Here is a 25,124-nt window from a genome sequence, read left to right as displayed (position 1 = left end):
AGGCTCATTGAGGGCTCACGGCGGGGCCCGAGGCTTCCTGTGTGACCCTGAATCCCCGCCAAGCCATCACGCTGTGCATCGCGCTGAGTCTGTGCGCGCTGCTCGTGGTTCCCGGCAACTTCCCCGGCCTGAGCGGCGACGCCCGCCTCACTCTCGCCGTGTTCGCCCTGGCGACCTGTGCGTGGATCGGTACGCCGATCGACGACACGTACATCGCGCTCGGCGCCGGCCTCGCGCTCACCGCGACCGGGGTGATCAGCAGCGACACGCTCTTCGGCACCCTCGGTGACGAGACCGTCTGGCTGCTGATCTGCGCCTTCGTCCTCGCGGCGGCCGTGGCCCGCAGCGGCCTGGCGGGACGGGCGGCGGCCTTCCTGGTCTGCGGGGCGCGGAGCATACGGCAGTTGACGCATCTGACGACGGCGGCGCTCGTCGTGACGGCCTTCGCGGTGCCGGCCACGTCGGGCCGCGCCGCGCTCGCGCTGCCCGTCTTCCTCGCCCTCGCCAAGGCCCTCGCCGACCGGAAGCGCCTGGTCGTGATGCTCGCCCTGCTCTTTCCGACCGTCATCCTGCTCTCCGCGGTCGCGACCCTGATCGGCGCCGGAGCGCATCTGATCACGGTGTCGGTCCTGTGGGAGGCGACCGGGGAGCGGATCGGCTTCACGCAGTGGCTGCTTCTCGGTCTGCCGCTCGCCATGGCCTCGTCCCATCTGGCGGCGGAGGCCGTCCTGTTGACGACGACGCGGCGCGCGGACCGCAAGGGTCCCGTGCACATCACCGTCGAGCAGCTCCAGGAGCACAGCGAGCAGCCGGTCACCGGCCCCTGGGAGCCCGCCGAGACCCGCTGCGCCCTGCTGCTCGCCACGGTCGTCACGCTCTGGTGCAGCGAGCCGCTGCACCAAGTGCCGCCTGCCGTGGTCGCGTTGATCGGCGCGGTCGTCGCATCCTCCCCCGCACTGGGCACCGTACGCCTGAAGGACGCCCTGAAGACGGTGCCCTGGTCGCTGCTGCTCTTCATGGCGGCGACGATGGCGATGGGCGTCGCGCTCGCCGAATCGGGGGCGGCGAAGTGGCTGGTGGGCGGCGTTCCGCTGGATGTGCCGCCCTGGCTGTTCCTGACCGTGGTCGTCGGGGTCAGCACGGCCGCGCACCTCGTCCTGCAGTCCCGCTCGGCGCGTTCTTCGGTCCTGGTCCCGCTGGTCGTCGCGGCGGCCGTCGGCGCGGGCGTCAACCCCGTCGCGGCCGCCCTGGCGTCCACCGCGGCGGCGGGCTTCTGCCACACGCTGCCCGCGTCGGCGAAGCCCGTCACGCTCTTCGCCGACATCCCCGGCACCCCCACCTACACCCCGCGCGACCTGCTGCGCCTCTCCGCGGTCCTGGCACCGCTGACGGCCGCGCTCGTGCTGCTCTTCGCCGTCGCGCTGTGGCCGCTGCTCGGCGTGCCCGTTCGCTGAGCGCTGTGCTGGAACGTCGTCTGCGGGCCGGTGGGGGCTGGTCGCGCAGTTCCCCGCGCCCCTTCGGGGCGCTCCCCCTCCCCCCTCGCCCATCAGTTCCCTCTGCCGTGGAGACCCCCATGCTGACCCGTTTCGCCATCGCCCCCAGCGGCTTCAAGGAGTCCCTGTCCGCGCACTCCGCGGCCGAGGCCATCGCCGAAGGAGTACGCCGTGTCGTCCCGCACGCGGTGACCGATCTGATCCCCCTGGTGGACGGCGGCGAGGGCACCGCGCGCGCCCTGGCCGCCACCGGCGGCGGCCGCCTGGTCGCGCTGCCCGCCACCGGGCCCGTCGGCCAGCGGATCGGCACGCACTTCGCGCTGCTCCCCGACGGCACGGCGGTCGTCGAGATGGCGGCGGTGGCCGGACTCTCGCTGGTCCCGCGCGATCTGCGCGACCCGGGCACCACGACGACGTACGGCGTCGGCGAGCTGATCGGCGCCGCCCTGGACGCGGGGGCCCGCCGCATCCTGGTGGGCTGCGGCGACTCCGGAACGTCGGACGGCGGCGCGGGCGCCCTGCAGGCGCTCGGCGCCCGGCTCCTGGACGCAGACGGCTGGGAACTCCCGCAAGGCGGCCGTGAGTTGACCCGCCTGAGCCGCATCGACCCGTCGGGCCTTGACCCCCGCCTGAAGGACACGGAGATCCGGGTCGCCTGCAACCCCTTCAACGTCCTGACCGGCGAGCGCGGCGTCGCCCGCGTCTTCGGCCCCCAGAAGGGCGCCACGCCCGCCCAGGTCGAGATGCTCGCGGCCGCCCTTGCGCACTGGGCCCGCATCCTCACCCGCGACCTGCACGCCACGACGGACCTCGCCCTCGGCCCCGGCACGGGCGCATCCGGCGGTCTCGGCGCCGGCCTGGCCGCGCTCGGCGCCCGGCTGCTCCCCCGCTTCGACGTCCTGCTCGACCACCTGGACCTGGACGCCCGCCTGGCCCGCGCCGACCTCGTCGTCACGGCCGAGGGCGCCCTCGACCACCAGACACCCCGCGGCAAGATCCCCGCCGAGGTGGCAAGGCGCGCCAAGCGGTCGGGCCGTCCGGTGCTCGTCCTCGCCGGCACCATCGGCCAGGGCGCACACCACGTGCGGGCGGCGGGCGTGGACGCCTACAGCGCGATCCTGCCCGCCCCGGTCTCGCTCACGGAGGCGCTCGGCCGGGGCGGCGAGTTCCTCACCGACGCGACCGAGCGGGCCCTGCGGATGATCCAGATCGGCACCCGGCTGCCGTCCTCAGAGACTCAGGCGCCGGTGGTGTCCGGCACGCAACGCCCGTCCTCGGTGCGGTAGTTCCACCGCGCGCCGTCCGCCACCAGCTCCTTGACGGCGCGCACGAAACGCTCGACGTGCTCGTCAGGGGTGCCGGCGCCGAAGCTCACACGGATCGCGTTCAGCGACTTCTCGCCGGGCGCGGCCTCGGGGGCACCGCACTCGCCCTGGGTCTGCGGGTCGCTGCCGAGCAGGGTGCGCACCAGCGGGTGGGCACAGAAGAGACCGTCGCGTACGCCGATGCCGTACTCGGCGGAGAGCGCCGCGGCGAAGTGCGAGCTGTTCCAGCCCTCGACGACGAAGGAGATGACGCCGACGCGCGGGGCGTCGTCGCCGAAGAGCGAGAGCACCTTCACCGCGGGCACCTCGGCGAGGCCCTCGCGGACCTTGGCGATGAGGTGGTTCTCGCGGGCGACGAGCTCGTCGAAGCCCGCCTCGGTCAGCGCCTTGCAGGCGGCGGCGATGGAGTACACGCCGATGACGTTCGGCGAACCGGCCTCGTGCCGCGCTGCGGTGTCGTGCCACTCGACGTCCACGCCGCCGTCCGTGCGCCGGGCGACCTTCCGCGATGCGCCGCCGCCGGCGAGGTAGGGCTCGGCCTGCTGCAGCCAGTCGGAGCGGCCCGCGAGGACGCCCGAGCCGAAGGGCGCGTACAGCTTGTGACCGGAGAAGGCGACCCAGTCGACGTCCAACTCGCGTACGGAGACGGGGTGATGGGGCGCGAGCTGCGCGGCGTCCAGGACGATACGGGCGCCGTGCGCGTGGGCGGCGGCGGCGAGTTCCTTCACCGGCCACAGCTCACCGGTGACGTTGGACGCGCCGGTCACGCAGACCAGGGCGGGCCCGTAGGGTTCGCGGTCGGCGAGGGCGCGCTCCAGGGTGGCGACGGCCTGGTCAGCGGTGCGCGGGGCGTTCAGGTACGTCACGCGGGCGTCGCGCCAGGGCAGCAGCGAGGCGTGGTGCTCGGTCTCGAAGACGAAGACCTGGCAGTCGGCGGGCAGCGCGGCGGCGAGCAGATTGAGCGAGTCGGTGGTCGACCGCGTGAAGACGACCTGGTCGCCCTCGCGGCAGTCGAGGAACTCGGCGACGGTGACCCGGCTGTTCTCGAACAGGTCGGTGGAGAGCTGCGACAGATACCCGGCCCCGCGGTGCACGCTGCCGTAGTACGGCGCGTACGCGGCCACGTCGTCCCACACCCGCTGCAGCGCGGGCGCGCTCGCCGCGTAGTCGAGCGCGGCGTAGGTCACCTCGCCACCGGTGACGAGCGGCACGGTGACGTCCCGGCCGAGGACGGAGAGGGGGGCACAGACGGACGAGTCGGCGGCGACGGCGGAAACAGACATGGCGAACTCCCGTGGGAAGGCAGGCGAGTTCACTGCAGCGACGCCCGTGCGACACGCAGGGCGGTGCAGTGATGAAGAGAAAAGGGGGTGCGGAAAAGGGGCCGGAAAGCCCTATCGCATTCGCTTGCTCACGAGACTGCTCCCTTGAGGACCAGGACCCCAGGGATGCGACACTCATCGAGTGCGCAGGGGTCCGCGCTTGCCATACGCCTTGCTGCGTACGGCCTGGTCTTCACCCGGGGCACCCCGCCACGGACGGAGGGTTGCCGGACAGCAAGCCGGGGCCTAATCGCTGTCACTCATGACCTGTTGAGCATCTTGCCACATGATCTTCGACGCGCAAGGCGCAGTCCAGAATCCGGACTGCGCCTTGCGTCACACTCGGGGCCCGCGTCAGCGGTTGCTGGCCGCCACCCAGCGCTCCAGGGCCTTCTTCGCGGCCCCGGAGTCGATGGACTCGGCCGCCCGCACCATGCCGGCCCGGATCTGCTCCACGAGGCTCCCCTCGCCCGGCGAGAGGGCCACGAGCGCCGCCGCCGAGTTGAGCAGCACCGCGTCCCGCACCGGCCCGGTCTCCCCGTCGAGCAGCCGCCGCGCGACCTCCGCGTTGTACGAGGCGTCGGCGCCCCGCAGCGCCTCGATGGGCACCAGGTCGATCCCGACGTCGCGCGGGTCGAAGGCCTCCTCGCGCACGGCGCCGTCACGCACCACCCAGACCCGGGAGGTCGACGTCGTCGTCAGCTCGTCGAGCCCGTCGTCGCCGCGGAAGACGAGCGAGGAATGCCCGCGCTCGGCGAAGACCCCGGCCACCACGGGCGCCATCCGCGGGTCGGCGACACCGACCGCCTGGGCCCGCACCCTGGCCGGGTTGGTGAGCGGACCGAGCAGGTTGAACACGGTCCGGATGCCCAGCTGGCCGCGCGCGGCGCCCGCGTACCGCAGCGCCGGGTGGAACTTCACCGCGAAGCAGAAGGTGATGCCCGCCTCCTCCACGACCTCGACGACCCGCTGCGGCGTGAGCTCCAGGTTCACGCCGAGCTTCTCGAGCACATCGGAGGCACCGCTTGCCGACGACGCGGCGCGGTTGCCGTGCTTGACGACCTTCGCGCCCGCGCCGGCGATGACGATCGCGGACATCGTGGAGATGTTGACGGTCTTGGCGCCGTCGCCGCCGGTGCCGACGATGTCGACGGTCTCGCCGGGCACCTTGATCACATTGGCGTGCTCATACATGGCGCGTACGAGACCGGAGATCTCCTCGACCGTCTCGCCCTTGGCCCGCAGCGCCACCACGAAACCGGCGATCTGCGCGTCGGTGGCCTCGCCGCGCATGATGCGGTCCATGGCCCAGGCGGTGTCGTCGGCGCTCTGGTCGCGCCCGTCGAGCAGACCGTTCAGTACGTCGGGCCAGGAACGGCCCGCCGCGGTATTGCCTCCTGCGGGGGTCACAGCGCTCATCTGCCGCTCCTGAGTTCGTATAAATGGGCCAAGGACACCCTATCCAGGTCCGGGGACGGCAAAGAGCCCCGTCCGCGCAATGGACGGGGCTCTTGCCGTGGCGACCTTGTGGTCAGAGCTCTGTGAGCTCAGGGATCAGTGGTGGCCGTGGCCGCTCGTGATCTCCTTGTACTCCTCGACGGTGGGCTTGGGGATCTGGCTCTCTTCCCCGTAGTAGCCCTTCGAGAGCTTGGCCCGGAGCTTCTGCGAACCGGACACCTTGCGCTCGACACCGTTCTCGTCGACCGTCGGGCCGATCTCGATCGGCTCGTACTGATGGTGCGCGGTGAGCGTGTGCAGCTGCTCCTGGTTGAGCGGCTCGTGGACCTCGATGAACTCACCGTGCGGCAGGCGCTTGATGATGCCGGACTCGCGTCCGTGCAGCACCTTGTCCTTGTCGCGCCGCTGCAGACCCAGGCAGATCCGCTTGGTGATGATGAACGCCAGCACCGGGAAGACGAAGAAGGCGATCCGCACGAACCAGGTGATCGAGTTGATCGACAGATGGAAGTGCGTGGCCCACAGGTCGTTTCCGCCGCCGATGAGCAGCACGAAGTACCAGGACATCCATGCGACACCGAAGGCCGTACGGGTCGGGGCGTTGCGCGGGCGGTCCAGGATGTGGTGCTCGCGCTTGTCGCCGGTGACCCAGGACTCGATGAACGGGTAGACCGCGATCGCGACCAGGACCAGCGGGAAGATGATCAGCGGGATGAACACGCCAAGGACGAGCGTGTGACCCCAGAGATTGATCTCCCAGCCCGGCATGAACCGGATCAGGCCCTCGGAGAAGCCCATGTACCAGTCGGGCTGGGCTCCGGTGGACACCTGGTCCGGACGGTACGGGCCGAGCGCCCAGATCGGGTTGATCGTGGCGATCGCCGAGATGGCCGCGATGATGCCGAAGACCAGGAAGAAGAAGCCTCCGGCCTTGGCCATGTAGACCGGGAGCAGCGGCATGCCGACGACGTTCTTCTCGGTCCTGCCGGGGCCCGCGAACTGCGTGTGCTTGTGGAAGAAGACCAGGATCAGGTGGGCCACCAGGAGGCCCATCATGATGCCGGGCAGCAGCAGGATGTGGACCGAGTAGAACCGGGCCACGAAGTCGCCGCCGGGGAACTCCCCGCCGAACAGGAACATCGACAGGTACGTGCCGACGATCGGTACGGACAGGATCGCGCCCTGCATGAAGCGGACACCGGTGCCGGAGAGCAGGTCGTCCGGGAGCGAGTAACCGGTGAAGCCGGTGAACATGCCGAGGACGAGCAGCAGGAAGCCGAAGATCCAGTTGACCTCACGGGGCTTGCGGAAGGCACCCGTGAAGAAGACGCGCATCATGTGCACGAACATCGCCGCGAGGAAGATCAGCGCCGCCCAGTGGTGGATCTGCCGGATCAGCAGACCACCGCGCACATCGAAGCTGATGTGCATGGTCGAGTTGAACGCCTCGGACATCAGCTGTCCCTGCAGCGGGACGTAGCTGCCGTGGTACTCCACCTCGTTCATCGACGGGTGGAAGAACAGCGTCAGATACACACCCGTGAGGATGATGATGATGAAGCTGTAGAGCGCGACCTCACCCAGCATGAAGGACCAGTGGTCCGGGAAGATCTTGCGCATGTTGGCCTTGGCCAGGGAGTAGATCCCGAGCCGGCCGTCCGCCCAGTCGGCCACCCGCTCACCGGCGGGCGCCTCCTTCTTGCGGCTGTTGTCGTTCGCCGAAGTGCTCATCCGCGCTCCCAGAAAGCAGGACCGACGGGCTCTTCGAAGTCGCCGAGCGCCTCGAGGTAGCCCTCGTCGTTCACGCCGATGCGCAGCTGCGGCAGTGCGTGACCGGCCGGGCCGAAGATCACTCGGGCACCGTCGGAGAGGTCGAAGGTGGACTGGTGGCACGGGCAGAGGACGTGGTGCGTCTGCTGCTCGTACAGGGAGATCGGGCAACCCACGTGGGTGCAGATCTTGGAGTAGGCGACGATGCCGTCGTGCGACCAGTCGAGCTCGCGCTTGTCCTTGATGTTGTCCGGCTGGATCCGGACGATCATCAGGGCCGCCTTGGCGATCTGCACCTGGAAGTCGTGATCGTGCTCCTCCAGGCCCTCGGGCTTGGCGAAGGTCAGCGAACCGACCGAGACGTCCGCCGGGCGCAGCGGCTCGTTCGTGTTCATGTTCACGAGCAGCTTGCCCTTGCCCCAGAGCGTGTGCCGCAACTTGTCCTCGGGCAGCGGACCGAGGTCACGCAGCAGGACGATGCCGGAGAGCGGCACCATGGCCAGCGCGCCGAACATCGTGTTGCGGATCAGCTTGCGGCGGCCGAACTGCGACTCCTCGGCGCCGGCCTTGAAGTCGGCCATGACCTTGGCCTTGACCTCGGGCTCGGCGGCGATGGGGTGCCGCTCGTCGGCGACCTCCACGTCGGACATCAGGGTGCGGGCCCAGTGGACCGCGCCCGCGCCGATGCAGAAGAGGGCGATGCCGAGGGTCATCCCCAGGGAGAAGTTGAGCGCGCTGATGTGGCCGATCGGCCAGATGTACACGCTCTGGTCGACCGGGAAGGCCACGAACGAGGCGATGAAGCCGACCGTGGCCAGCATCGAGAGCAGGAACATGAAGGCGACCGCGCGCTCGGAGCGCCGGGCTGCCTTCTCGTCGATGTCCTGGACCCGATGCTCGTGGGGCGGCAGCCCCGGGTCGGCGAACGGGTTCTTCTCGTCCGCAACCGCTACCGAGCTGTGCTCGGTCTCCTGCGCGCTGGGCAGGTTCTCTTCTGGATTCTCTTGGCTACTCATGACTTCTTGGCCTTTGCGGTCCGAGCGGCGACCCACACGGCGACCGCGATCAGCGAGCCGAGGCCGAAGATCCAGCCGAACAGGCCTTCACTGACCGGACCGAGGCCGCCCAGCGAGAGGCCGCCGGGGCTCTCGGTCTCTTCGCCGTTGACCGCGTCGAGGTACGCGATGATGTCCTTCTTGTTCTTCTCCGGCATGACCGTGTCGGGGAAGGACGGCATGTTCTGCGGGCCGGTCTGCATGGCCTCGTAGATGTGCTTCGGGGAGACATCCTCCAACGACGGGGCGAACTTGCCGTTCGTCAACGCGCCGCCTTCACCGGTGAAGTTGTGGCACTGCGCGCAGTTGGTGCGGAACAGCTCGCCACCCTTGGCGATGTCCGCGCCGTCCGGGCTGTACTGCTTCTCGGTGGGGATGTTCGGTCCGGCGCCCAGCGAGGCGATGTACGCCGCGAGCTGGTCGACCTGGGCCTGGTTGTAGATGGCCTTCTTCTTCGGCGCCTGGGCGCCCGGCTGCTGGAGCGGCATGCGGCCGGTGCTGACCTGGAAGTCAACGGCGGCGGCGCCGACGCCCACCAGGCTCGGACCGTCGGAGGACCCCTGACCGCCGGTTCCGTGGCAGCTGGAGCAGCCAACGGAGTAGAGCTTCTTGCCCTCGTCGATGGCGAGGGACTGGGCGGTGTCGTCGGCCTGCGCCTTGTCCGCGGGTGCGAACGCGGCGTACAGCCCCCCGGTGGCCGCCAGCGCGAGGAGTAGGACGACGATCGCCGCCAGCGGGTGGCGTCGTCGTGCGGAGAGCTTTTTCACGGATTACCCCGGTGTCAGGATCTTCTGCGTCGATGCTTCGGAATGGTTCGGATTCGGGTTCGGGCCCGGCTACTTGATCATGTAGATCGTGGCAAAAAGACCGATCCAGACAACATCGACGAAGTGCCAGTAGTAGGACACGACGATGGCTGCGGTCGCCTGCTCGTGGGTGAACCTCCTGGCCGCGTAGGTGCGGCCGAGGACCAGCAGGAAGGCGATGAGGCCGCCTGTCACGTGCAGTCCGTGGAAGCCGGTGGTCAGGTAGAAGACCGAGCCGTACGGGTCGGACGAGAGCGAGAGGCCCTCGTGCTTGACCAGCTCGGTGTACTCGTACACCTGACCGCCGATGAAGACCGCACCCATGATGAAGGTGACGATGAACCACATCCGGAGCTTCTTCACGTCACCGCGCTCGGCGGCGAATACGCCGAGCTGACAGGTGAGGGAGGAGAGCACCAGGATCGTGGTGTTCGTCGCCGAGAACGGGAAGTTGAGGGCCGAAGCCATTTCCTTCCAGTGATCAGGACCTGTCACCGATCGCAGGGTGAAGTACATCGCGAAGAGGGCCGCGAAGAACATCAGCTCGGAACTGAGCCAGATGATGGTTCCGACGCTGGTGAGGTTCGGTCGATTGACCGGCGGGTGCGCGTGCCCGGTATCTACTGTCGTTGCTGTCGCCACGACCGACATTATGTCGGTCGCTTATCCCGCCCTCACCCCGGGGGGTGCCGTTCGGAGTGTCTACGGCGTGTGTCCTGCCCGTATGGCCCATCGAAGGGCTGTCCTAACCGCTGTTGACGGGGTGTCCGGAGGAGTAGCATCCGCGCATCGGTCCCCGGCCGAGAGCCCCTCAACGAAGCGGAGGAACAATGCAGCCGACCGCCACGGTGCTGGTCTACAGCGACAACGCGAGCACCCGCGAGCAGGTCCGGTTGGCCACCGGACGCAAGCCGGCTGCGGACGTCCCCGCGGTCGAGTTCATCGAGTGCGCGACGCTGCCCGCCGTACTGAAGGAACTCGACCGGGGCGGCATCGACGTCTGTGTGCTCGACGGCGAGGCCAAGCCCGTCGGCGGCATGGGGGTCTGCCGTCAGCTCAAGGACGAGATCTTCCATTGCCCGCCGGTGCTCCTGCTCATGGGGCGCCCGCAGGACGCCTGGCTCGCCACCTGGAGCCGCGCGGAGGCGGCGGTGACCCTTCCGGTCGAACCGGTCGAGTTCGCCGAAACGCTGGCCGCCCTGCTGCGCGTCAGGCCGGCCGTACAGGCCTGAGGCGCCACTTGGCGCACGAGACGTACGAGAACGCATGAGAGGGGCCCACGTGCCGCGTGGGCCCCTCTCATGCGTCTCCTGCGGCACTCTCAGACCTGCGGCCGCAGCCGGGCCGCGTCGACCACTGTGGGGCCTTCCTTGACGTCTTCCAACAGGGCGCTGCCGCCCCGCCACTCCTTCCAGTCGACGTTCCAGTCGCCGAAGCCGTTGCCGAACGGATCCATGTCCGCGCCAAAGCTGTTGACGACCTTCACGATGTCGCCCTGCCGGACGGTCTCGTAGAACCAGGCGGCGTTGTCGGTGCTCATTCCGGTGCAGCCGTGGCTGGTGTTCGCGTTGCCCTGCGAGCCGACCGACCAGGGCGCGGCGTGCACATACTCACCGGAGTCGGTGACCCGCGTCGCGTAATAGACCATCTTGTCGTAGAAGTCCGATGCGCCGATGCTGGCACTGGTCATGCGTACGGAGTACTCCTTGCCCAGCACCACCTTGACGCCGTTGCGCGTGGAGTAGCCGGGCCTGCCCGTGGTCACCGGGATGGAGTTGATCACCTCGCCGTTGCGGTAGACCGTCATGTAGTGCGACCCGGCGTCCGTCACGGCCTCGATGCGGTCGCCGATGGTCAGCCTCAGCGGCTTGGCCCCGCCGCCCCAGAGTCTGTCGCGTACCTTGATGCCCTTGAGGTTGCTCCGTACGTTGATGGTCGCGCCCGTGGGCCAGTACTCCTTGGGGCGGTAGTGCAGCGTCTTGCTGTCCACCCAGTGCCAGGCGCCCTCGGTGGCGGGCTGCGTCTCGACCTTCAGGCCGCGCTCCACGACGGCCCTAGCCTCCTTGCCCTTCACTTTGGCGCTGAGCTTCGCCGTGACGGGCTGGCCGACGCCGTACTTGCCCGAGTCGGGGCCGAAGGTGACGTCGAGCCGCTTCTTCTTGCCGGGGGCGTCGGTGTTGAAGGTCAGCACCTTGCGGCCCGGCGAGCCCTCTCCGTCCTCGGTGCTGACCCGCACCGTGTACTGGGTGCCTGCCGCCAGCGGCGCCGTGGTGTGCCAGCGGGCGCCGTCGGCGGCGAGTTCGCCTGCCACGTACCGCCCCTGCGCGTCGGTGGCCGTCACATCGGTGATGCGCCCGTCGTCGCCCTCTGCGGTGACTTCGAGGGGCTTGTCCGGATCCGCCTTCTGACTGCCCACCGGGCCGTTGAAGGCGATCTGGCCGGCCGCGTCGTACGGCTTCGCCGAGAGCGGATGGCCGGAGCTGCCGCACGCCGTGGCCCCGGCACCGAGGGCGGCCACCAGCATCGTGCAGCTCAGTACAGTGCGGATTCGGGGTGAGTGGCTCATGAAACACACCGTATGAAGGTTCATCACCTCCGGCGCGTTGTGTGACCCGTATGGGTGTCAAGCGCGACACGCCGAGGGGCCCGGACTCTCCTGGCGGAGTGTCCGGGCCCCTCGGTGCGGATGTGAACTTGTGAACTACAGACTCACTGGGTCTGGTTCTCGCCGCGGTAGTACTCGAAGACCCAGCCGAAGAGGCCGATCAGGATGATCGGGGTCGAGAAGTACAGCAGCCACCAGCCGAAGACGACGCCCAGGAAGGCGAGCGCACCACCGACGGCCAGGGAGAGCGGCTGCCAGCTGTGCGGGCTGAAGAAGCCCACCTCGCCGGCCTCGTCCGCGACCTCGGCCTCCTTGTTGTCCTGTGCGGACGCGTCGACACGCCGGGCCGTGAAGGCCAGGTAGTAGCCGATCATGATGCACAGGCCGAAGGCCAGGAAGAGCGCGGTCGTACCGGCCGGCTCCTTGGACCACCAGCCGTAGACGATCGCCATGGCGAGCACGAAGACGCTCAGCCAGATGAACATCTTGCCCTGGATCTTCACTTGCCGGCCTCCTTGCTGCCCGCGATGGCGCTGGCACCGTGGCCTGCGTGCTCAAGCTGGTCGAGCGCCGCGATCTCCGGGTGGTGCAGGTCGAACGCCGGGGATTCCGAGCGAATGCGCGGCAGCGTGAGGAAGTTGTGCCGCGGCGGCGGGCAGGACGTCGCCCACTCCAGCGAACGGCCGTAGCCCCACGGGTCGTCGACCTCGATCTTCTTGCCGTACTTGGCCGTCTTCCAGATGTTGTAGAAGAACGGCAGGATCGACAGACCGAGCAGGAACGAGCAGATCGTCGAGATCGTGTTCAGCGCGGTGAAGCCGTCGGCGGCGAGGTAGTCCGCGTAACGACGCGGCATGCCCTCAGCACCCAGCCAGTGCTGCACCAGGAACGTGCCGTGGAAGCCCACGAACAGCGTCCAGAACGTGATCTTGCCGAGGCGCTCGTCGAGCATCTTGCCGGTGAACTTCGGCCACCAGAAGTGGAATCCGGAGAACATCGCGAAGACCACGGTGCCGAAGACGACGTAGTGGAAGTGCGCGACCACGAAGTACGAGTCGGAGACGTGGAAGTCCATCGGCGGCGAGGCCAGGATGACGCCCGTCAGACCACCGAAGGTGAAGGTGATCAGGAAGCCGACGGCCCAGAGCATCGGTGTCTCGAAACTCAGTGAGCCCTTCCACATCGTTCCGATCCAGTTGAAGAACTTCACGCCTGTTGGCACGGCGATCAGGAACGTCATGAAGGAGAAGAACGGCAGGAGCACGCCACCGGTGACGTACATGTGGTGCGCCCACACGGTCACGGAGAGACCCGCGATCGCGATCGTCGCGCCGATCAGGCCCATGTAGCCGAACATCGGCTTGCGGGAGAAGACCGGGATGACCTCGGAAATGATTCCGAAGAATGGCAACGCGATGATGTACACCTCTGGATGGCCGAAGAACCAGAAGAGGTGTTGCCATAGCAGCGCGCCGCCATTTGAGGCGTCGAAGATATGGGCACCGAACTTGCGGTCCGCCTCCAGGGCGAACAGCGCGGCGGCCAGGACCGGGAAGGCCAGCAGGACCAGTACGGCGGTCAGCAGGACGTTCCACACGAAGATCGGCATCCGGAACATCGTCATGCCGGGAGCGCGCATGCAGATGATCGTGGTGATGAAGTTGACCGAGCCGAGGATCGTGCCGAAGCCGGAGAAGGCCAGACCCATGATCCACATGTCGGCGCCGATGCCCGGCGAGCGGACCGCGTCCGACAGCGGGGAGTAGGCGAACCAGCCGAAGTCGGCCGCACCCTGCGGGGTGAGGAAGCCGCCCACCGCGATCAGCGAGCCGAAGAGGTACAGCCAGTACGCGAACATGTTCAGCCGCGGGAACGCCACGTCGGGCGCGCCGATCTGCAGCGGCATGATCCAGTTCGCGAATCCGGCGAACAGCGGCGTCGCGAACATCAGCAGCATGATCGTGCCGTGCATCGTGAACGCCTGGTTGAACTGCTCGTTCGACATCAGCTGCGAGCCGGGGCGGGCGAGCTCGGCGCGCATGAAGAGCGCCATCACACCGCCGATGCAGAAGAACGCGAACGACGTGACCAGGTAGAGCGTGCCGATCGTCTTGTGGTCAGTGGTGGTCAGCCACTTGATGACGACGTTGCCCGGCTGCTTGCGCCGTACCGGCAGCTCATTCTCGTACGAGTCGTCTGCTGCCGCGGCACCCTGAGGTTCGTTGAGGATGCTCACAGGTTGTTCGTCTCCCGGTTCTTCTCGTGGCTCGTCTGCTCGATGCCGGCCGGGATGTAACCGGTCTGGTTCTTCTTCGCGAGGTCCTCGAGGTGCTTCTGGTAGCGCTCGGGGGAAACGACCTTCACGTTGAAGAGCATCCGGGAGTGGTCGACACCGCAGAGCTCGGCGCACTTGCCCATGAAGGTGCCCTCCCTGTTGGGAGTCACCTCGAAGGCGTTGGTGTGGCCCGGGATGACGTCCTGCTTCATGAGGAACGGCACCACCCAGAAGGAGTGGATGACGTCACGCGAAGTCAGTACGAAGCGGACCTTCTCGCCCTTGGGGAGCCAGAGGGTCGGGCCCGGGTTGCCGTTCTGCGGGTTCCGCTCGCCGGGCGTACCGACCTCGTAGACGCCGCCGGCGTTCGCCGGGAAGGCCTTGCGGAACTTGTCCGGGATGGCCTCGAGCTCCTTGGACGTCTTGGCGTCGCCCTTGTTGGAACCCGGCACGTCCTCGATGTAGTTGAAGCCCCAGCTCCACTGGTAGCCGACCACGTTGATCGTGTGGGCGGGCTTGTCCTCGAGCTTGAGGAGCTTCGACTCATCGCGAGCCGTGAAGTAGAAGAGCACCGAGACGATGATGAGCGGGACCACCGTGTACAGCGTCTCGATCGGCATGTTGTAACGCGTCTGCGGAGGTACCTCCACCTTGGTGCGGCTGCGCCGGTGGAAGATGACACTCCACAGGATCAGACCCCAGACCAGCACGCCCGTGGCGAGCGCTGCCGCCCACGAGCCCTGCCAGAGGGAGAGGATCCGCGGAGCCTCTTCCGTTACGGGGGTGGGCATACCAAGGCGGGGGAAGTCCTTGTATGTGCAACCTGTAGCGGTCGCAAGGATCAGGCCCGCAGTCAGCACCTGCGGCAGCTTCCGCCGCATCGGGCGCCGCGACGAGCGGTCGGAGCCGTTGGGACTCACGTAGCGCCTTCCCGAGAGTCTCGGCCCGCGCGGTCGGGTGCGGCCTTCTCGCTGGTCGGTCGCCGCCCTGCGGCGGGCAGGGGTTTGGATGTTTATGCGGGCCAAACCTTACTGGACGCTATTTGGGGTCGCGCGGGGAGGGTGCCTAACGCGCCGCGGGTCACTCCGAAGGGTGGGAGCCCCTCCCGGCGGTGGCTTTCTGACGGGGGGTCGGGCGCCCACCGGCTCGGCGGAATCTCCCGGTCCGCGACTGCGGGTCCTTCGTGGCTTGTCGCGCAGTTCCCCGCGCCCCTTCGGGGCGCTCCCCCCGGGGCGTCTCCTCGGGGGAACGTTCTAGCGTTGGCATGTGACCTACTTCGATGTCGCCTCCTCCGCTCCCCTCCACCCCGTCGCCCGGCAGGCGCTGCAGGCGTCGCTCGATGAGGGGTGGGCCGATCCCGCGCGGCTCTATCGGGAGGGGCGGCGGGCCAGGCTGTTGCTCGACGCGGCGCGCGAGGCCGCCGCGGATGCGGTGGGGTGCCGCCCCGACGAGCTCTCCTTCACCTCGTCCGGGACCCGTGCGGTGCACTCCGGGATCGCCGGGGCGCTCGCCGGGCGGCGGCGTGCCGGGCGGCATCTGGTGGTGTCCGCGGTCGAACACTCGTCGGTCCTCCATTCTGCGGCGGCGCACGAGTCCGCCGGCGGGACGGTCACCGAGGTGGGCGTGGACCGGACCGGGGCGGTGTCCCCCGAGGCGTACGCCGGGGCGCTGCGCCCCGACACGGCCCTCGCCTGTCTGCAGTCCGCCAACCACGAGGTGGGCACGGAACAGCCGGTGGCCGAGGTCGCGTCGGCATGCCGTGCCGCCGGGGTGCCGCTGCTCGTGGACGCGGCGCAGTCGCTGCCGTGGGGTCCTGTCGACGGGGACTGGTCGCTGCTTGCCGCGAGTGCCCACAAATGGGGCGGGCCCGCGGGTGCGGGACTTCTCGTCGTACGCAAGGGAGTGCGGTTCGCCGCTCAAGGCCCCGCCGACGAGCGGGAGTCGGGGCGGGCGGCCGGCTTCGAGAACATCCCCGCGGTGGTCGCCGCCGCGGCCTCGCTGCGGGCCGTGCGGGCCGAGGCCGCCGCGGAGGGTGCCAGGCTGCGGGAGCTGACCGAGCTGATCCGGGCGCGGGTGCCGGGGCTCGTGCCGGATGTGGAGGTGGTGGGCGATCCCGTGCGGCGCCTGCCCCATCTCGTCACGTTCTCGTGTCTCTATGTCGATGGGGAGACCGTGCTGCACGAGCTGGACCGGGCCGGGTTCTCGGTCTCCTCCGGATCGTCCTGCACCAGCTCGACGCTGACCCCGAGCCATGTCCTGAAGGCCATGGGCGTACTGAGCGAGGGCAATGTCCGGGTGTCACTCCCACGGGGGACCCAGGAAGAAGAGGTCGAACATTTTCTGGAGGTGCTGCCGGGCGTGGTGGCCGGGGTGCGTGAACAGCTGGGCGCGCCGGTGGCAGCCACCAAGCGCGCGGAATCCGCTTCTCTCGTCGTCGACGCGCTCGGCAAGCGCTGCCCGCTGCCCGTCATCGAGCTCGCGAAGGTCATCGGGGACGTGCCGGTGGGCGGCACCGTCACGGTCCTCGCCGACGACGAGGCGGCCCGGCTCGACATCCCGGCGTGGTGCGAGATGCGGGGGCAGGAGTACGTGGGCGAGGAGCCGGCGGACCACGGCACTGCCTATGTGGTCCGCCGGAGCTCGTGACTAGGCCAGGTGCTCCTGGACCTCCGCGGCCGCGCCATGGCCGTACGCCTTGGTGAAGCGGTCCATGAAGTTGCTGCGCTGCAGCTCGTACTCCTGCGTGCCGACGGTCTCGATGACCAGGGTGGCGAGCATGCAGCCGACCTGGGCCGCGCGCTCGTGCGAGACACCCCAGGCCAGGCCCGAAAGGAAGCCCGCGCGGAACGCGTCGCCGACGCCGGTGGGCTCGACCTTCGCCTCTTCCTCGGCGACGCCGACCTCGATCGGGTCCTGTCCGGCGGACTCGATGCGGACGCCGCGCGAGCCGAGGGTGGTCACACGGTGGCCGACCCGGGAGAGGATCTCGGCGTCGGCCCAGCCCGTCTTGGACTCGATGAGCCCCTTCTCGTACTCGTTGGAGAAGAGGTACGTGGCGCCGTCGAGGAGGGTGCGGATCTCCTCGCCCTCCATGCGCGCGATCTGCTGCGAGAAGTCCGCGGCGAACGGGATCTTGCGGGAGCGGCACTCCTCGGTGTGGCGGAGCATCGCCTCGGGGTCGTCGGCGCCGATCAGGACCAGGTCGAGGCCGCCCACGCGGTCGGCGACGGTCTTCAGTTCGATGAGGCGGGCCTCGCTCATCGCGCCCGTGTAGAAGGAGCCGATCTGGTTGTGGTCGGCGTCCGTGGTGCAGACGAAGCGCGCGGTGTGCAGGGTCTCCGAGATGCGTACGGAGGCCGTGTCCACGCCGTGCCGGTCGAGCCAGGCGCGGTACTCGTCGAAGTCGGAGCCCGCGGCGCCGACCAGGATCGGGTCGGTACCGAGCTGTCCCATGCCGAAGCTGATGTTGGCGGCGACGCCTCCCCTGCGGACGTCGAGGGCGTCGACCAGGAAGGAGAGAGAGACCGTGTGCAGCTGATCGGCGACCAGCTGGTCGGCGAAGCGGCCGGGGAAGGTCATCAGGTGGTCGGTGGCGATGGAGCCGGTGACTGCGATACGCACGGCTGAGTACTCCTGTGGAGGAGAGGCGAGGGGTTGACAGTTCACGCTACCGGGTCGGAGCACCCCCGCTGAAGAGGCAAAACTACCCGATAGTAGGGCTTTTTTCGCCGGGTGTGCGGTGCGTACGGTTCCGTTATGGCCGTTATCTCGAAGCATGTCGTCACCGCGCGTCCCGTCGAGCTGCCCTCCGAGACCCTGGAGACCCTGGAGAGCTTGGAGACACTGCGCGGCGACTGCGCCCGCATGGCCCCGCACTGGGTGGCGCCCGCCGCGGCCACCGCCGCCCCGGTGTCGCCCGCCCTGATCCACGGAGTCACCGTGCCGACCGCGTCCGCGCGGCTGATCGACGGAATGTCCGAGTACGGAGACTGACCGAGACTGATTCCAGGGGCATCTGCGCGCACGGAGGGAACCGTGCGCTCCCCCGCTGCGTCCCACCGCTGTCCCCCGTAAAGGGGATGCGGGATACGAACGAGACCCACGCACGGGTCCCGAGGGACAGCAGTGCAGTCGAAGGAGCGATGCGGTGAGCACCGAGCGATCCGTTCATGACGCGGCCGAGCCGCAGCGGCGGCGTTCCCGCCTTGCCGTGGCGTCGGTGGCGGCCACGGTGCTGCTCGTCGGTGGCGGCGGCGCCTATTTCGCCGCGACGGCGTCCGGCGGCAGCAATGGCGGCGGCGCACCCGCGGGGGACGGCGGGGCTCCCCCGCCGCTCGCGCTCGACGGATACACGGACGGCGACCGGGACGGCGGCACCGGAGGGATCGCCCCGGGCGAGCCCGACCCGAACGGCGCCGCGTACCGCGCCGAGGGCAAGCTGCCCGGCGGACCGGATTCGGCGGCCGTGTACCACGCGCGGGGCACGGTCGGCGCGGACCAAGTGACCGAGCTCGCCAAGGCCTTGGGCGTCGAGGGCAAGCCCACGTCGCAGGACGGGGCCTGGCGGATCGGTCCGGCCAAGGACGGCTCGGGGCCCTCGCTCCAGGTGAGCAAGCAGGCCCCCGGCACCTGGACGTTCACCAAGTACGCCACCGGCGGCACCGACAACTGCCAGAAGGGCAAGGCCTGTTCGGGGACGTCGACCGCCCCGAACGGCTCGGGCGAGGCGGTCGGTGAGGGCGCGGCGAAGAAGGCGGCCGCCCCGGTCCTGAAGGCGCTCGGCCAGGACGACGCGAAGCTGGACGCAGGCCAACTCATGGGCGCCGTACGGGTGGTGAACGCCGACCCGAAGGTGGGCGGCCTCCCGACGTACGGCTGGTCGACCGGCATCCAGGTCGGCTCGGACGGCCAAGTGGTCGGCGGCAGCGGCCACTTGAAGGCGCCGGAGAAGGGTGCGACGTATCCGGTGACGAGCGCCGACGAGACCCTGAAGCAGCTCAACAAGTCGGGCCGGGGCGATGGCCGTGTCGGCATCGGCGGCTGCGCGACGCCGGTGCCGGACGCGGCGGGCGACGGGCAGCAGCCGGCTGTGGGCAACGGTCAGCAGAGCGCGGACGACACGAAGACACAGGCGCCCTGCGAGCCCTCGTCCGCTCCCCCGAAGCCGCAGCCGATCACCGTGAAGGGCGCGACGTTCGGGCTCGCGGTGCAGTTCGTGGACGGGCGCCAGGCGCTCGTGCCGTCCTGGCTCTTCGAGGTGAAGCCGCAGGGGGCGCAGGACAGTTTCACCGTGACGCACCCGGCGGTGGAGCCGAAGTTCCTGACCTCGCCGAGCACACCGAGCCCCACGCCGACGCCCACCGAGAAGCCGGGCACGAACCCGGACCCGACGCTGCGCATCGAGTCCTACAGCGCGGACGGCAAGTCGCTGACGCTGCACTTCTGGGGTGGCGCGTGCAGTGACTACTCGGCGTCGGCCGACGAGTCCAAGGAGAGCGTGCGCGTGAAGGTGACCGAGACCAAGAAGAAGGGCGAGGTCTGCATCATGATCGCCAAGGAGTTCACGCAGACCGTGACGTTGGACGAGCCGCTCGGCGACCGGAAGGTCGTGGACGCGGCGGGCGGCAAGACGGTGCCGCAGAAGTAAGAGACTTAGCCGCAGCCAGCACACGAAGGCGGCCCCCCGAGATCTCGGGGGGCCGCCTTCGGCGTACGGGACCGGAAAGAACGGCCCGGCGTACGGATTTAGCTGAAGGAGTCGCCGCAGGCGCAGGAGCCGGTGGCGTTCGGGTTGTCGATCGTGAAGCCCTGCTTCTCGATGGTGTCGACGAAGTCGATGGAGGCGCCGCCCAGGTAGGGAGCGCTCATCCGGTCGGTCACGACCTTCACGCCGTCGAAGTCCTTGACGACGTCGCCGTCGAGCGTGCGCTCGTCGAAGAACAGCTGGTAGCGCAGGCCCGAGCAGCCACCGGGCTGAACGGCGACGCGCAGCGCCAGGTCGTCCCGGCCCTCCTGCTCAAGAAGGCCCTTGACCTTCGCCGCGGCGGCGTCGGACAGGAGGATGCCGTCGCTCACGGTGGTGGTCTCGTCCGATACGGACATCTGCTTCTCTCCCGGGTTGTACGGAGACTGCTTGCCGACAGTTGCAACCGTCGGGGCCGCGGATTCATTCCGGGCCGAGTGCTGCTGTGTCTCTCGGCCTTCTGTCCCTTCATGCTCGCACATGACATCCCCCGGAGCACCGGCCCGTAAAAGGCGAACGCGTCACATCGACACTATGGCCATCGTCAAACTGACGTGAAGCGGTTATGATAGATAACGTCAATTAGACGAAAAGGCTCGTCTGCAGAAGAGAAAGGGTGCGTGTCGTGACCACCGCCCAGTCCCGCGTGGACCTCGTGGACCTCGATGTTCAGCCCACACCGCTTGCCCTGCTGCTGCTCGGCCGCGAAGCCGACCCCAAGAGCGAGCGCGGTGTGGAGTGCCCCGGCGATCTGCCGTCGCCCTCCGACCCCGACCTGGTCGAGCGCGCCCGCGCCGCCAAGGAGAAGCTCGGGGACAAGGTCTTCGTGCTCGGCCACCACTACCAGCGCGACGAGGTCATCCAGTTCGCGGATGTCACCGGCGACTCCTTCAAGCTGGCCAAGGACGCGGCCGCCAAGCCCGAGGCGGAGTACATCGTCTTCTGCGGCGTGCACTTCATGGCCGAGTCGGCGGACATCCTGACCACCGACGACCAGAAGGTCGTGCTTCCCGACCTGGCCGCGGGCTGCTCGATGGCCGACATGGCCACGGCCGAGCAGGTCGCGGAGTGCTGGGACGCGCTGACCGAGGCCGGCATAGCCGAGCAGGTCGTGCCCGTCTCGTACATGAACTCCTCCGCCGACATCAAGGCCTTCACCGGCAAGCACGGCGGCACGATCTGTACGTCGTCCAATGCCAAGCGCGCGCTTGAGTGGGCCTACGAGCAGGGCGAGAAGGTCCTGTTCCTGCCCGACCAGCACCTGGGCCGGAACACCGCCGTGCGCGACATGGGCTTCTCGCTCGACGACTGCGTGGTCTACAACCCGCACAAGCCGAACGGCGGCCTGACCGTCGAGCAGCTGCGCGACGCGAAGATGATCCTGTGGCGCGGGCACTGCTCGGTGCACGGGCGCTTCTCGCTGGAGTCGGTCGAGGACGTGCGGGCTCGGATTCCCGGCGTGAACGTCCTGGTGCACCCGGAGTGCAAGCACGAGGTCGTGGCCGCGGCCGATTACGTCGGCTCGACCGAGCACATCATCAAGACCCTGGAGGCGGCGCCCGCCGGCTCCAAGTGGGCCATCGGGACCGAGCTGAACCTCGTACGCCGCCTGGCCAACCGTTTCGCCTCCGAGGACAAGGAGATCGTCTTCCTCGACAAGACGGTCTGCTTCTGCTCGACCATGAACCGGATCGACCTGCCGCACCTGGTCTGGGCGCTGGAGTCGCTCGCCGAGGGGAACCTCGTCAACCAGATCGAGGTCGACCGCGAGACCGAGCAGTTCGCGAAGCTGGCCCTGGAGCGGATGCTGGCGCTTCCGTAGTCCTGTCCTGTTCTCGCACGTAAGGGGCGTCCGCCATTGCGGGCGCCCCTTACGGCGTTCTACGGTTCCTACGTCGTCCTGCGCCGTTCCTTGGATTAGCGCTGGTCCGGCAGTGGTGCGTTGTGCCCACCCGTTCCGCCGTGCGGAACGCCTGCCCACAACGCGGGGCGGGCGGGATCGTGCCCCGTCAGGGGCGCGGGGAACTGCGCGATCAGCCCCCACCGGCCCGCAGGCAGAGAACTACACCTGAGCCGGCTTCGGGTCGCCCGCATCGGGGGCGGCCTGGGGCGGGACGCCCGCCTTCCTCGCTCGCTTCGCCTCGCGCTTCGCGCGGCGCCGCTCCTTGCGGAGCTCCAGCATCGCGTACAGCGTCGGGACGAGGAGGAGGGTGAGGAGGGTCGAGGTGATCAGGCCGCCGATCACCACCACCGCGAGCGGCTGGGCGATGAAGCCGCCCTCGCCCGTGATGCCCAGGGCCATGGGGAGGAGAGCGAAGATCGTCGCCAAGGCGGTCATGAGGATCGGGCGCAGGCGGTGGCGGCCGCCTTCGATGACCGCATCGACGACGCCGTGACCCTGCTTGCGGTACTGGTTGATCAGGTCGATCAGGACGATCGCGTTGGTGACCACGATGCCGATGAGCATCAGCATGCCGATCATCGCCGGGACGCCCATCGGGGTGTCCGTCGCGATCAGCAGGCCGATCGCGCCCGTGGCCGCGAACGGGATCGAGACCAGCAGGATCAGCGGCTGGGCAAGGGACCGGAAGGTCGCCACCAGCAGCATGAAGACGATCGCGATCGCGGCGAGCATCGCGAGCCCCAGCGAGGCGAACGCCTCGTCCTGGTCCTCGGAGACACCGCCGATGGACGCCGTGGCGCCGTCCGGCAGCCGCAGCGCGTCGAGCTTCTTGGTGAGGTCGGCGCTGACCGCGCCGGTGTTCTCACCGGTCGGCTTCGCCGTGATCGTCGCGGCGCGCGCGCCGTCGATGCGGGTCATCGAGACCGGTCCGTCGACCAGCTTCACATCGGCGATGTCGCCCAGCTTCACCGTGCCGAGGTCCAGCCCCCGCAGCTCGGCGAGGGTCTTCGCCGGCTTCGCCGACTTCACCACCACGTCGCGCTCGGTGTCGTCCAGGATCGCCTTGCCGCTCTGCGTTCCGCGGACCGCCTGGGCGACGGCCTGGCCGAGGGTGGTGTCGTTGAAACCGGCCGCCGCCGCCTTGGAGTTGGCCTTGACCGAGATGCGCGGGATGCTCTGCGAGAGGTCGCTCTGGACGTCCGTGACGTCGTCGATCTTCGCGACCTCGGCGCGCACCTCGTCGGACGCCTTGCGCAGCACGTCCGCGTCGGCGGCCTTGACGACCACGCTCAGGTCCTGGCTGCCGAAGCCGTCACCGGCCGCGATGGACGTCTGGCCGATGCCGGAGAGCTTGCCGAGCTCCTCCTCGAGCAGGTCCTGGGTCTTGTCGTACGAGGACTTGTCCTTGAGCGTCAGGGTGTACGAGGCCTGGTTGGTGTCCGTGGAGCCGCCGAAGGCCGCCATGAAACCGGACGAGCCGACGGTGACCTGGTAGTCCTTGATCTCGTCGAGGCCGTCGAGCATCTTCTCGACCTTCTTGGCCGAGGCATTGGACGCCGCGAGGCTGGTGCCCGGCTTCAGCTCCTGCTTGATCGTCAGGACTTCCTGCTCGCCCTGGTCGAAGAAGTTGGTCTTCAGGAGCGGCGCCATGCCGAACGTACCGACGAGGATCACGATCGCGATGGCGAGGCTGGTGAAGCGGCGCCGCGTCGCGAACCGCAGGACGGGGACGTAGATGCGCTGGAGCCTGCTCTTCGCCTCCTTCTCCTCGGCCTTGCGGCGGGCCTCCTCCGGGTCGGCGCCGCGCACGTCCTTGGGGGCGCGCAGGAACCAGTACGAGAGGACCGGGACGACGGTCAGCGAGACGAGCAGGGACGCCAGGAGCGCCGCCGTCACCGTCAGCGAGAACGAGCCGAAGAGCTCGCCCACCATGCCGCCGACCAGGCCGATGGGGAGGAACACCGCGACGGTCGTCAGGGTCGAGGACGTCACGGCGCCCGCGACCTCCTTCACCGCCTTGATGATCGCGGCCTCGCGCTCCTCGCCGTATCCGAGATGGCGCTTGATGTTCTCCAGGACCACGATCGAGTCGTCGACGACGCGGCCGATCGCGATGGTCAGCGCGCCGAGCGTGAGCATGTTGAGGGAGAGGTCGCGGGTCCACAGGACGATCAGGGCGAGGACGACCGAGAGCGGGATGGAGACCGCGGTGACCAGCGTCGAGCGGATCGACGCCAGGAAGACCAGGATGACGATGACCGCGAAGACCAGGCCGAGCGCGCCCTCGGTGGTGAGACCGTCGATGGACTTGGAGACGGCCGGGCCCTGGTCGCTCGCGACGGTCAGGTCGGAGCCGGCGCCGAGGTCCTTGCGGAGGTCGGGGAGCTTGTCCTTGACCGCGTCGGAGATGGCGACGGCGCTGCCGTCCTGGTCCATGGTGATCGCGACGGCGAGGCTTGGCCTGCCGTTGGTGCGGGTGATGGACGTGGCGTCCGCCGGCTGCTGCTCGACCGTGGCGAGGTCGCCGAGGCGGACCGGCTTGCCGGGGCGCTCCCCGGGCTTGGCCTCGGGGGTGACCATCAGGTCCTGGATCTGCTTCAGGGAGGTGAAGCCGCCGCCGACCTGGACGGTGCGGTTCTTGCCGCCCTCGTCGAAGGAGCCCGCGGGGAGCGTGGCGCCGCCCGCCTGGAGCGCCTGGCCGAGCGCGGCCGGGGTCAGGCCCGCCTTGGCCAGCTTCTTGTCGTCGGGTGTGACGTCGACCTGGAGGTCGCGCACGCCGTCGACGGTGACCTGGCCGACGCCGTCGATGTCCTCCATGGCGGGGACGACGGTGCGGTCGAGCTGGTCGGAGAGCGCCTGCTGGTCCTTGTCGGAGGTGACGGAGAGGACCACGGTCGGGATGTCATCGGTGGAGCCCGCGATGACCTGCGGGTCGACGTCGTCGGGGAGCTGCGCCCCGGCGCGGTTGACGGCCTGCTGGACATCGGCGACGAGCTGCTTGGAGCCGTTGCCGTAGTCGAACTGGGCCATGATCACGGCGTTGCCCTCGCTCGCCGTGGAGGTGATTGAGGTGATCCCGTCGACCGCGTCGATGGAGGACTCGAGCGGTTCGACGACCTGCTTTTCCACCACATCGGGGGACGCGCCCTGGTACGGGGCCAGGACGGACACCATCGGAAGTTCGATGGAGGGCAGCAACTGCTGCTTGAGCTGAGGGATCGCGATGGCGCCGAAGACGAGCGCGACGATCGATATCAGCCCGATCAGGGCCCGTTGGGCCAGGCTGAACCGGGACAGCCAGGACATGGTGGTCTCTCTCTGTGGCGTACTGCGCAGGAACGGGCACCGACAGGCCGTTGCCCGACCGGT

General features: G+C 68.9%; 20 protein-coding genes and 1 riboswitch. Of the genes, 7 read left to right on the top strand and 13 right to left on the bottom strand.

Going from position 1 to position 25,124, the window contains the following annotated elements; translation table 11 throughout:
- Positions 1-41 precede the first annotated feature (41 nt).
- Both AB0G47_RS02175 and AB0G47_RS02170 read left to right on the top strand, forming a co-directional pair.
- On the top strand, positions 42-1,454 hold the full coding sequence (locus AB0G47_RS02175; RefSeq protein ID WP_360763153.1) for an SLC13 family permease: 1,413 nt from the start codon (positions 42-44) through the stop codon (positions 1,452-1,454).
- A gap of 119 nt (positions 1,455-1,573) precedes the next feature.
- Positions 1,574-2,779, top strand: coding sequence for a glycerate kinase (locus AB0G47_RS02170; RefSeq protein WP_360763152.1), 1,206 nt, complete (start codon positions 1,574-1,576; stop codon positions 2,777-2,779).
- Here the strand turns inward: AB0G47_RS02170 and AB0G47_RS02165 are convergent.
- The 6 genes from AB0G47_RS02165 to AB0G47_RS02140 all read right to left on the bottom strand — a co-directional run bounded on the left by AB0G47_RS02165 (position 2,731) and on the right by AB0G47_RS02140 (position 9,880).
- Positions 2,731-4,101 carry an aminotransferase class V-fold PLP-dependent enzyme gene (locus AB0G47_RS02165; protein WP_360763150.1) on the bottom strand — a complete coding sequence of 457 codons (1,371 nt, stop codon included), beginning with the start codon at positions 4,099-4,101 and terminating at the stop codon, positions 2,731-2,733. The genes AB0G47_RS02170 and AB0G47_RS02165 overlap by 49 nt on opposite strands.
- A 190-nt stretch (positions 4,102-4,291) precedes the next feature.
- Positions 4,292-4,408: riboswitch (SAM riboswitch) on the bottom strand.
- An 86-nt stretch (positions 4,409-4,494) separates the two neighbouring features.
- Positions 4,495-5,559 (bottom strand): anthranilate phosphoribosyltransferase, encoded by a 1,065-nt coding sequence (gene trpD, locus AB0G47_RS02160; protein WP_360763148.1) that lies wholly within the window; start codon positions 5,557-5,559, stop codon positions 4,495-4,497.
- 135 nt (positions 5,560-5,694) lie between these two features.
- Entirely contained in the window at positions 5,695-7,329 is a 1,635-nt protein-coding gene (locus AB0G47_RS02155) for a cytochrome bc complex cytochrome b subunit (protein ID WP_360763146.1), read from the bottom strand.
- Positions 7,326-8,384, bottom strand: coding sequence for a Rieske 2Fe-2S domain-containing protein (locus tag AB0G47_RS02150; RefSeq protein WP_360763144.1), 1,059 nt, complete (start codon positions 8,382-8,384; stop codon positions 7,326-7,328). The genes AB0G47_RS02155 and AB0G47_RS02150 overlap by 4 nt, the downstream gene beginning before the upstream one ends.
- Entirely contained in the window at positions 8,381-9,190 is an 810-nt protein-coding gene (locus tag AB0G47_RS02145) for a c-type cytochrome (RefSeq protein ID WP_360763142.1), read from the bottom strand. The genes AB0G47_RS02150 and AB0G47_RS02145 overlap by 4 nt, the downstream gene beginning before the upstream one ends.
- A 69-nt stretch (positions 9,191-9,259) precedes the next feature.
- A complete protein-coding gene (locus tag AB0G47_RS02140; RefSeq protein WP_266867855.1) occupies positions 9,260-9,880 on the bottom strand; it encodes a heme-copper oxidase subunit III in 621 nt (206 codons plus the stop codon).
- Positions 9,881-10,059: 179 nt separating this feature from the next.
- Between AB0G47_RS02140 and AB0G47_RS02135 the strand changes: the two genes are divergently transcribed.
- Complete coding sequence (locus AB0G47_RS02135; protein ID WP_360763141.1) at positions 10,060-10,461, top strand: hypothetical protein; 402 nt, start codon at positions 10,060-10,062, stop codon at positions 10,459-10,461.
- Positions 10,462-10,550: 89 nt separating this feature from the next.
- Here the strand turns inward: AB0G47_RS02135 and AB0G47_RS02130 are convergent, their stop codons facing one another.
- The 4 genes from AB0G47_RS02130 to coxB form a co-directional block, all read right to left on the bottom strand.
- Positions 10,551-11,795, bottom strand: a complete 1,245-nt coding sequence (locus AB0G47_RS02130) for an Ig-like domain-containing protein (RefSeq protein WP_360763139.1) — start codon at positions 11,793-11,795, stop codon at positions 10,551-10,553.
- A 143-nt stretch (positions 11,796-11,938) separates the two neighbouring features.
- Positions 11,939-12,337: a cytochrome c oxidase subunit 4 gene (locus tag AB0G47_RS02125; RefSeq protein WP_360763137.1), complete on the bottom strand. Its 399-nt coding sequence runs from the start codon at positions 12,335-12,337 to the stop codon at positions 11,939-11,941.
- Positions 12,334-14,070, bottom strand: a complete 1,737-nt coding sequence (gene ctaD / locus AB0G47_RS02120; protein ID WP_360763135.1) for a cytochrome c oxidase subunit I — start codon at positions 14,068-14,070, stop codon at positions 12,334-12,336. The genes AB0G47_RS02125 and ctaD overlap by 4 nt, the downstream gene beginning before the upstream one ends.
- Positions 14,067-15,029 (bottom strand): cytochrome c oxidase subunit II, encoded by a 963-nt coding sequence (gene coxB, locus AB0G47_RS02115; RefSeq protein WP_266867846.1) that lies wholly within the window; start codon positions 15,027-15,029, stop codon positions 14,067-14,069. Before coxB ends, ctaD begins: the two co-directional genes overlap by 4 nt.
- Positions 15,030-15,375: 346 nt before the next feature.
- Between coxB and AB0G47_RS02110 the strand changes: the two genes are divergently transcribed.
- Positions 15,376-16,755 carry an aminotransferase class V-fold PLP-dependent enzyme gene (locus tag AB0G47_RS02110; protein ID WP_360763133.1) on the top strand — a complete coding sequence of 460 codons (1,380 nt, stop codon included), beginning with the start codon at positions 15,376-15,378 and terminating at the stop codon, positions 16,753-16,755.
- On the opposite strand, the gene AB0G47_RS02105 is transcribed toward AB0G47_RS02110, so the two are convergent.
- Positions 16,756-17,730: a carbohydrate kinase family protein gene (locus AB0G47_RS02105; protein WP_360763131.1), complete on the bottom strand. Its 975-nt coding sequence runs from the start codon at positions 17,728-17,730 to the stop codon at positions 16,756-16,758.
- 135 nt (positions 17,731-17,865) lie between these two features.
- Between AB0G47_RS02105 and AB0G47_RS02100 the strand changes: the two genes are divergently transcribed.
- Positions 17,866-18,102: a hypothetical protein gene (locus AB0G47_RS02100; protein WP_360763129.1), complete on the top strand. Its 237-nt coding sequence runs from the start codon at positions 17,866-17,868 to the stop codon at positions 18,100-18,102.
- Positions 18,103-18,256: 154 nt separating this feature from the next.
- Positions 18,257-19,756, top strand: coding sequence for a hypothetical protein (locus AB0G47_RS02095; protein ID WP_360763128.1), 1,500 nt, complete (start codon positions 18,257-18,259; stop codon positions 19,754-19,756).
- A 98-nt stretch (positions 19,757-19,854) separates the two neighbouring features.
- On the opposite strand, the gene AB0G47_RS02090 is transcribed toward AB0G47_RS02095, so the two are convergent.
- Complete coding sequence (locus AB0G47_RS02090) at positions 19,855-20,211, bottom strand: iron-sulfur cluster assembly accessory protein (protein ID WP_030786960.1); 357 nt, start codon at positions 20,209-20,211, stop codon at positions 19,855-19,857.
- A 266-nt stretch (positions 20,212-20,477) separates the two neighbouring features.
- Between AB0G47_RS02090 and nadA the strand changes: the two genes are divergently transcribed.
- Positions 20,478-21,674, top strand: coding sequence for a quinolinate synthase NadA (gene nadA / locus AB0G47_RS02085; RefSeq protein ID WP_360763126.1), 1,197 nt, complete (start codon positions 20,478-20,480; stop codon positions 21,672-21,674).
- Positions 21,675-21,914: 240 nt separating this feature from the next.
- On the opposite strand, the gene AB0G47_RS02080 is transcribed toward nadA, so the two are convergent.
- The gene (locus tag AB0G47_RS02080; RefSeq protein ID WP_360763124.1) at positions 21,915-25,061 is read right to left on the bottom strand and encodes an efflux RND transporter permease subunit; all 3,147 of its coding nucleotides are present in this window, start codon (positions 25,059-25,061) and stop codon (positions 21,915-21,917) included.
- Positions 25,062-25,124: the final 63 nt, after the last annotated feature.

The organism is Streptomyces sp. NPDC021622 (assembly GCF_040640795.1).
Lineage (GTDB): Bacteria > Actinomycetota > Actinomycetes > Streptomycetales > Streptomycetaceae > Streptomyces.
Note: the sequence above shows the minus strand (reverse complement) of the source record. Positions and strands in the feature narration are given on the sequence as shown.

Bases quoted from the DNA above. Each gene is read 5' to 3' on its own strand.
- AB0G47_RS02150 (WP_360763144.1), bottom strand. From the start codon at position 8,384: ATGAGTAGCCAAGAGAATCCAGAAGAGAACCTGCCCAGCGCGCAGGAG.
- trpD (WP_360763148.1), bottom strand. From the start codon at position 5,559: ATGAGCGCTGTGACCCCCGCAGGAGGCAATACCGCGGCGGGCCGTTCC.
- AB0G47_RS02100 (WP_360763129.1), top strand. From the start codon at position 17,866: ATGGCCGTTATCTCGAAGCATGTCGTCACCGCGCGTCCCGTCGAGCTG.
- AB0G47_RS02140 (WP_266867855.1), bottom strand. From the start codon at position 9,880: ATGTCGGTCGTGGCGACAGCAACGACAGTAGATACCGGGCACGCGCAC.
- AB0G47_RS02135 (WP_360763141.1), top strand. From the start codon at position 10,060: ATGCAGCCGACCGCCACGGTGCTGGTCTACAGCGACAACGCGAGCACC.
- AB0G47_RS02170 (WP_360763152.1), top strand. From the start codon at position 1,574: ATGCTGACCCGTTTCGCCATCGCCCCCAGCGGCTTCAAGGAGTCCCTG.
- AB0G47_RS02155 (WP_360763146.1), bottom strand. From the start codon at position 7,329: ATGAGCACTTCGGCGAACGACAACAGCCGCAAGAAGGAGGCGCCCGCC.
- AB0G47_RS02090 (WP_030786960.1), bottom strand. From the start codon at position 20,211: ATGTCCGTATCGGACGAGACCACCACCGTGAGCGACGGCATCCTCCTG.
- AB0G47_RS02130 (WP_360763139.1), bottom strand. From the start codon at position 11,795: ATGAGCCACTCACCCCGAATCCGCACTGTACTGAGCTGCACGATGCTG.
- AB0G47_RS02080 (WP_360763124.1), bottom strand. From the start codon at position 25,061: ATGTCCTGGCTGTCCCGGTTCAGCCTGGCCCAACGGGCCCTGATCGGG.
- AB0G47_RS02165 (WP_360763150.1), bottom strand. From the start codon at position 4,101: ATGTCTGTTTCCGCCGTCGCCGCCGACTCGTCCGTCTGTGCCCCCCTC.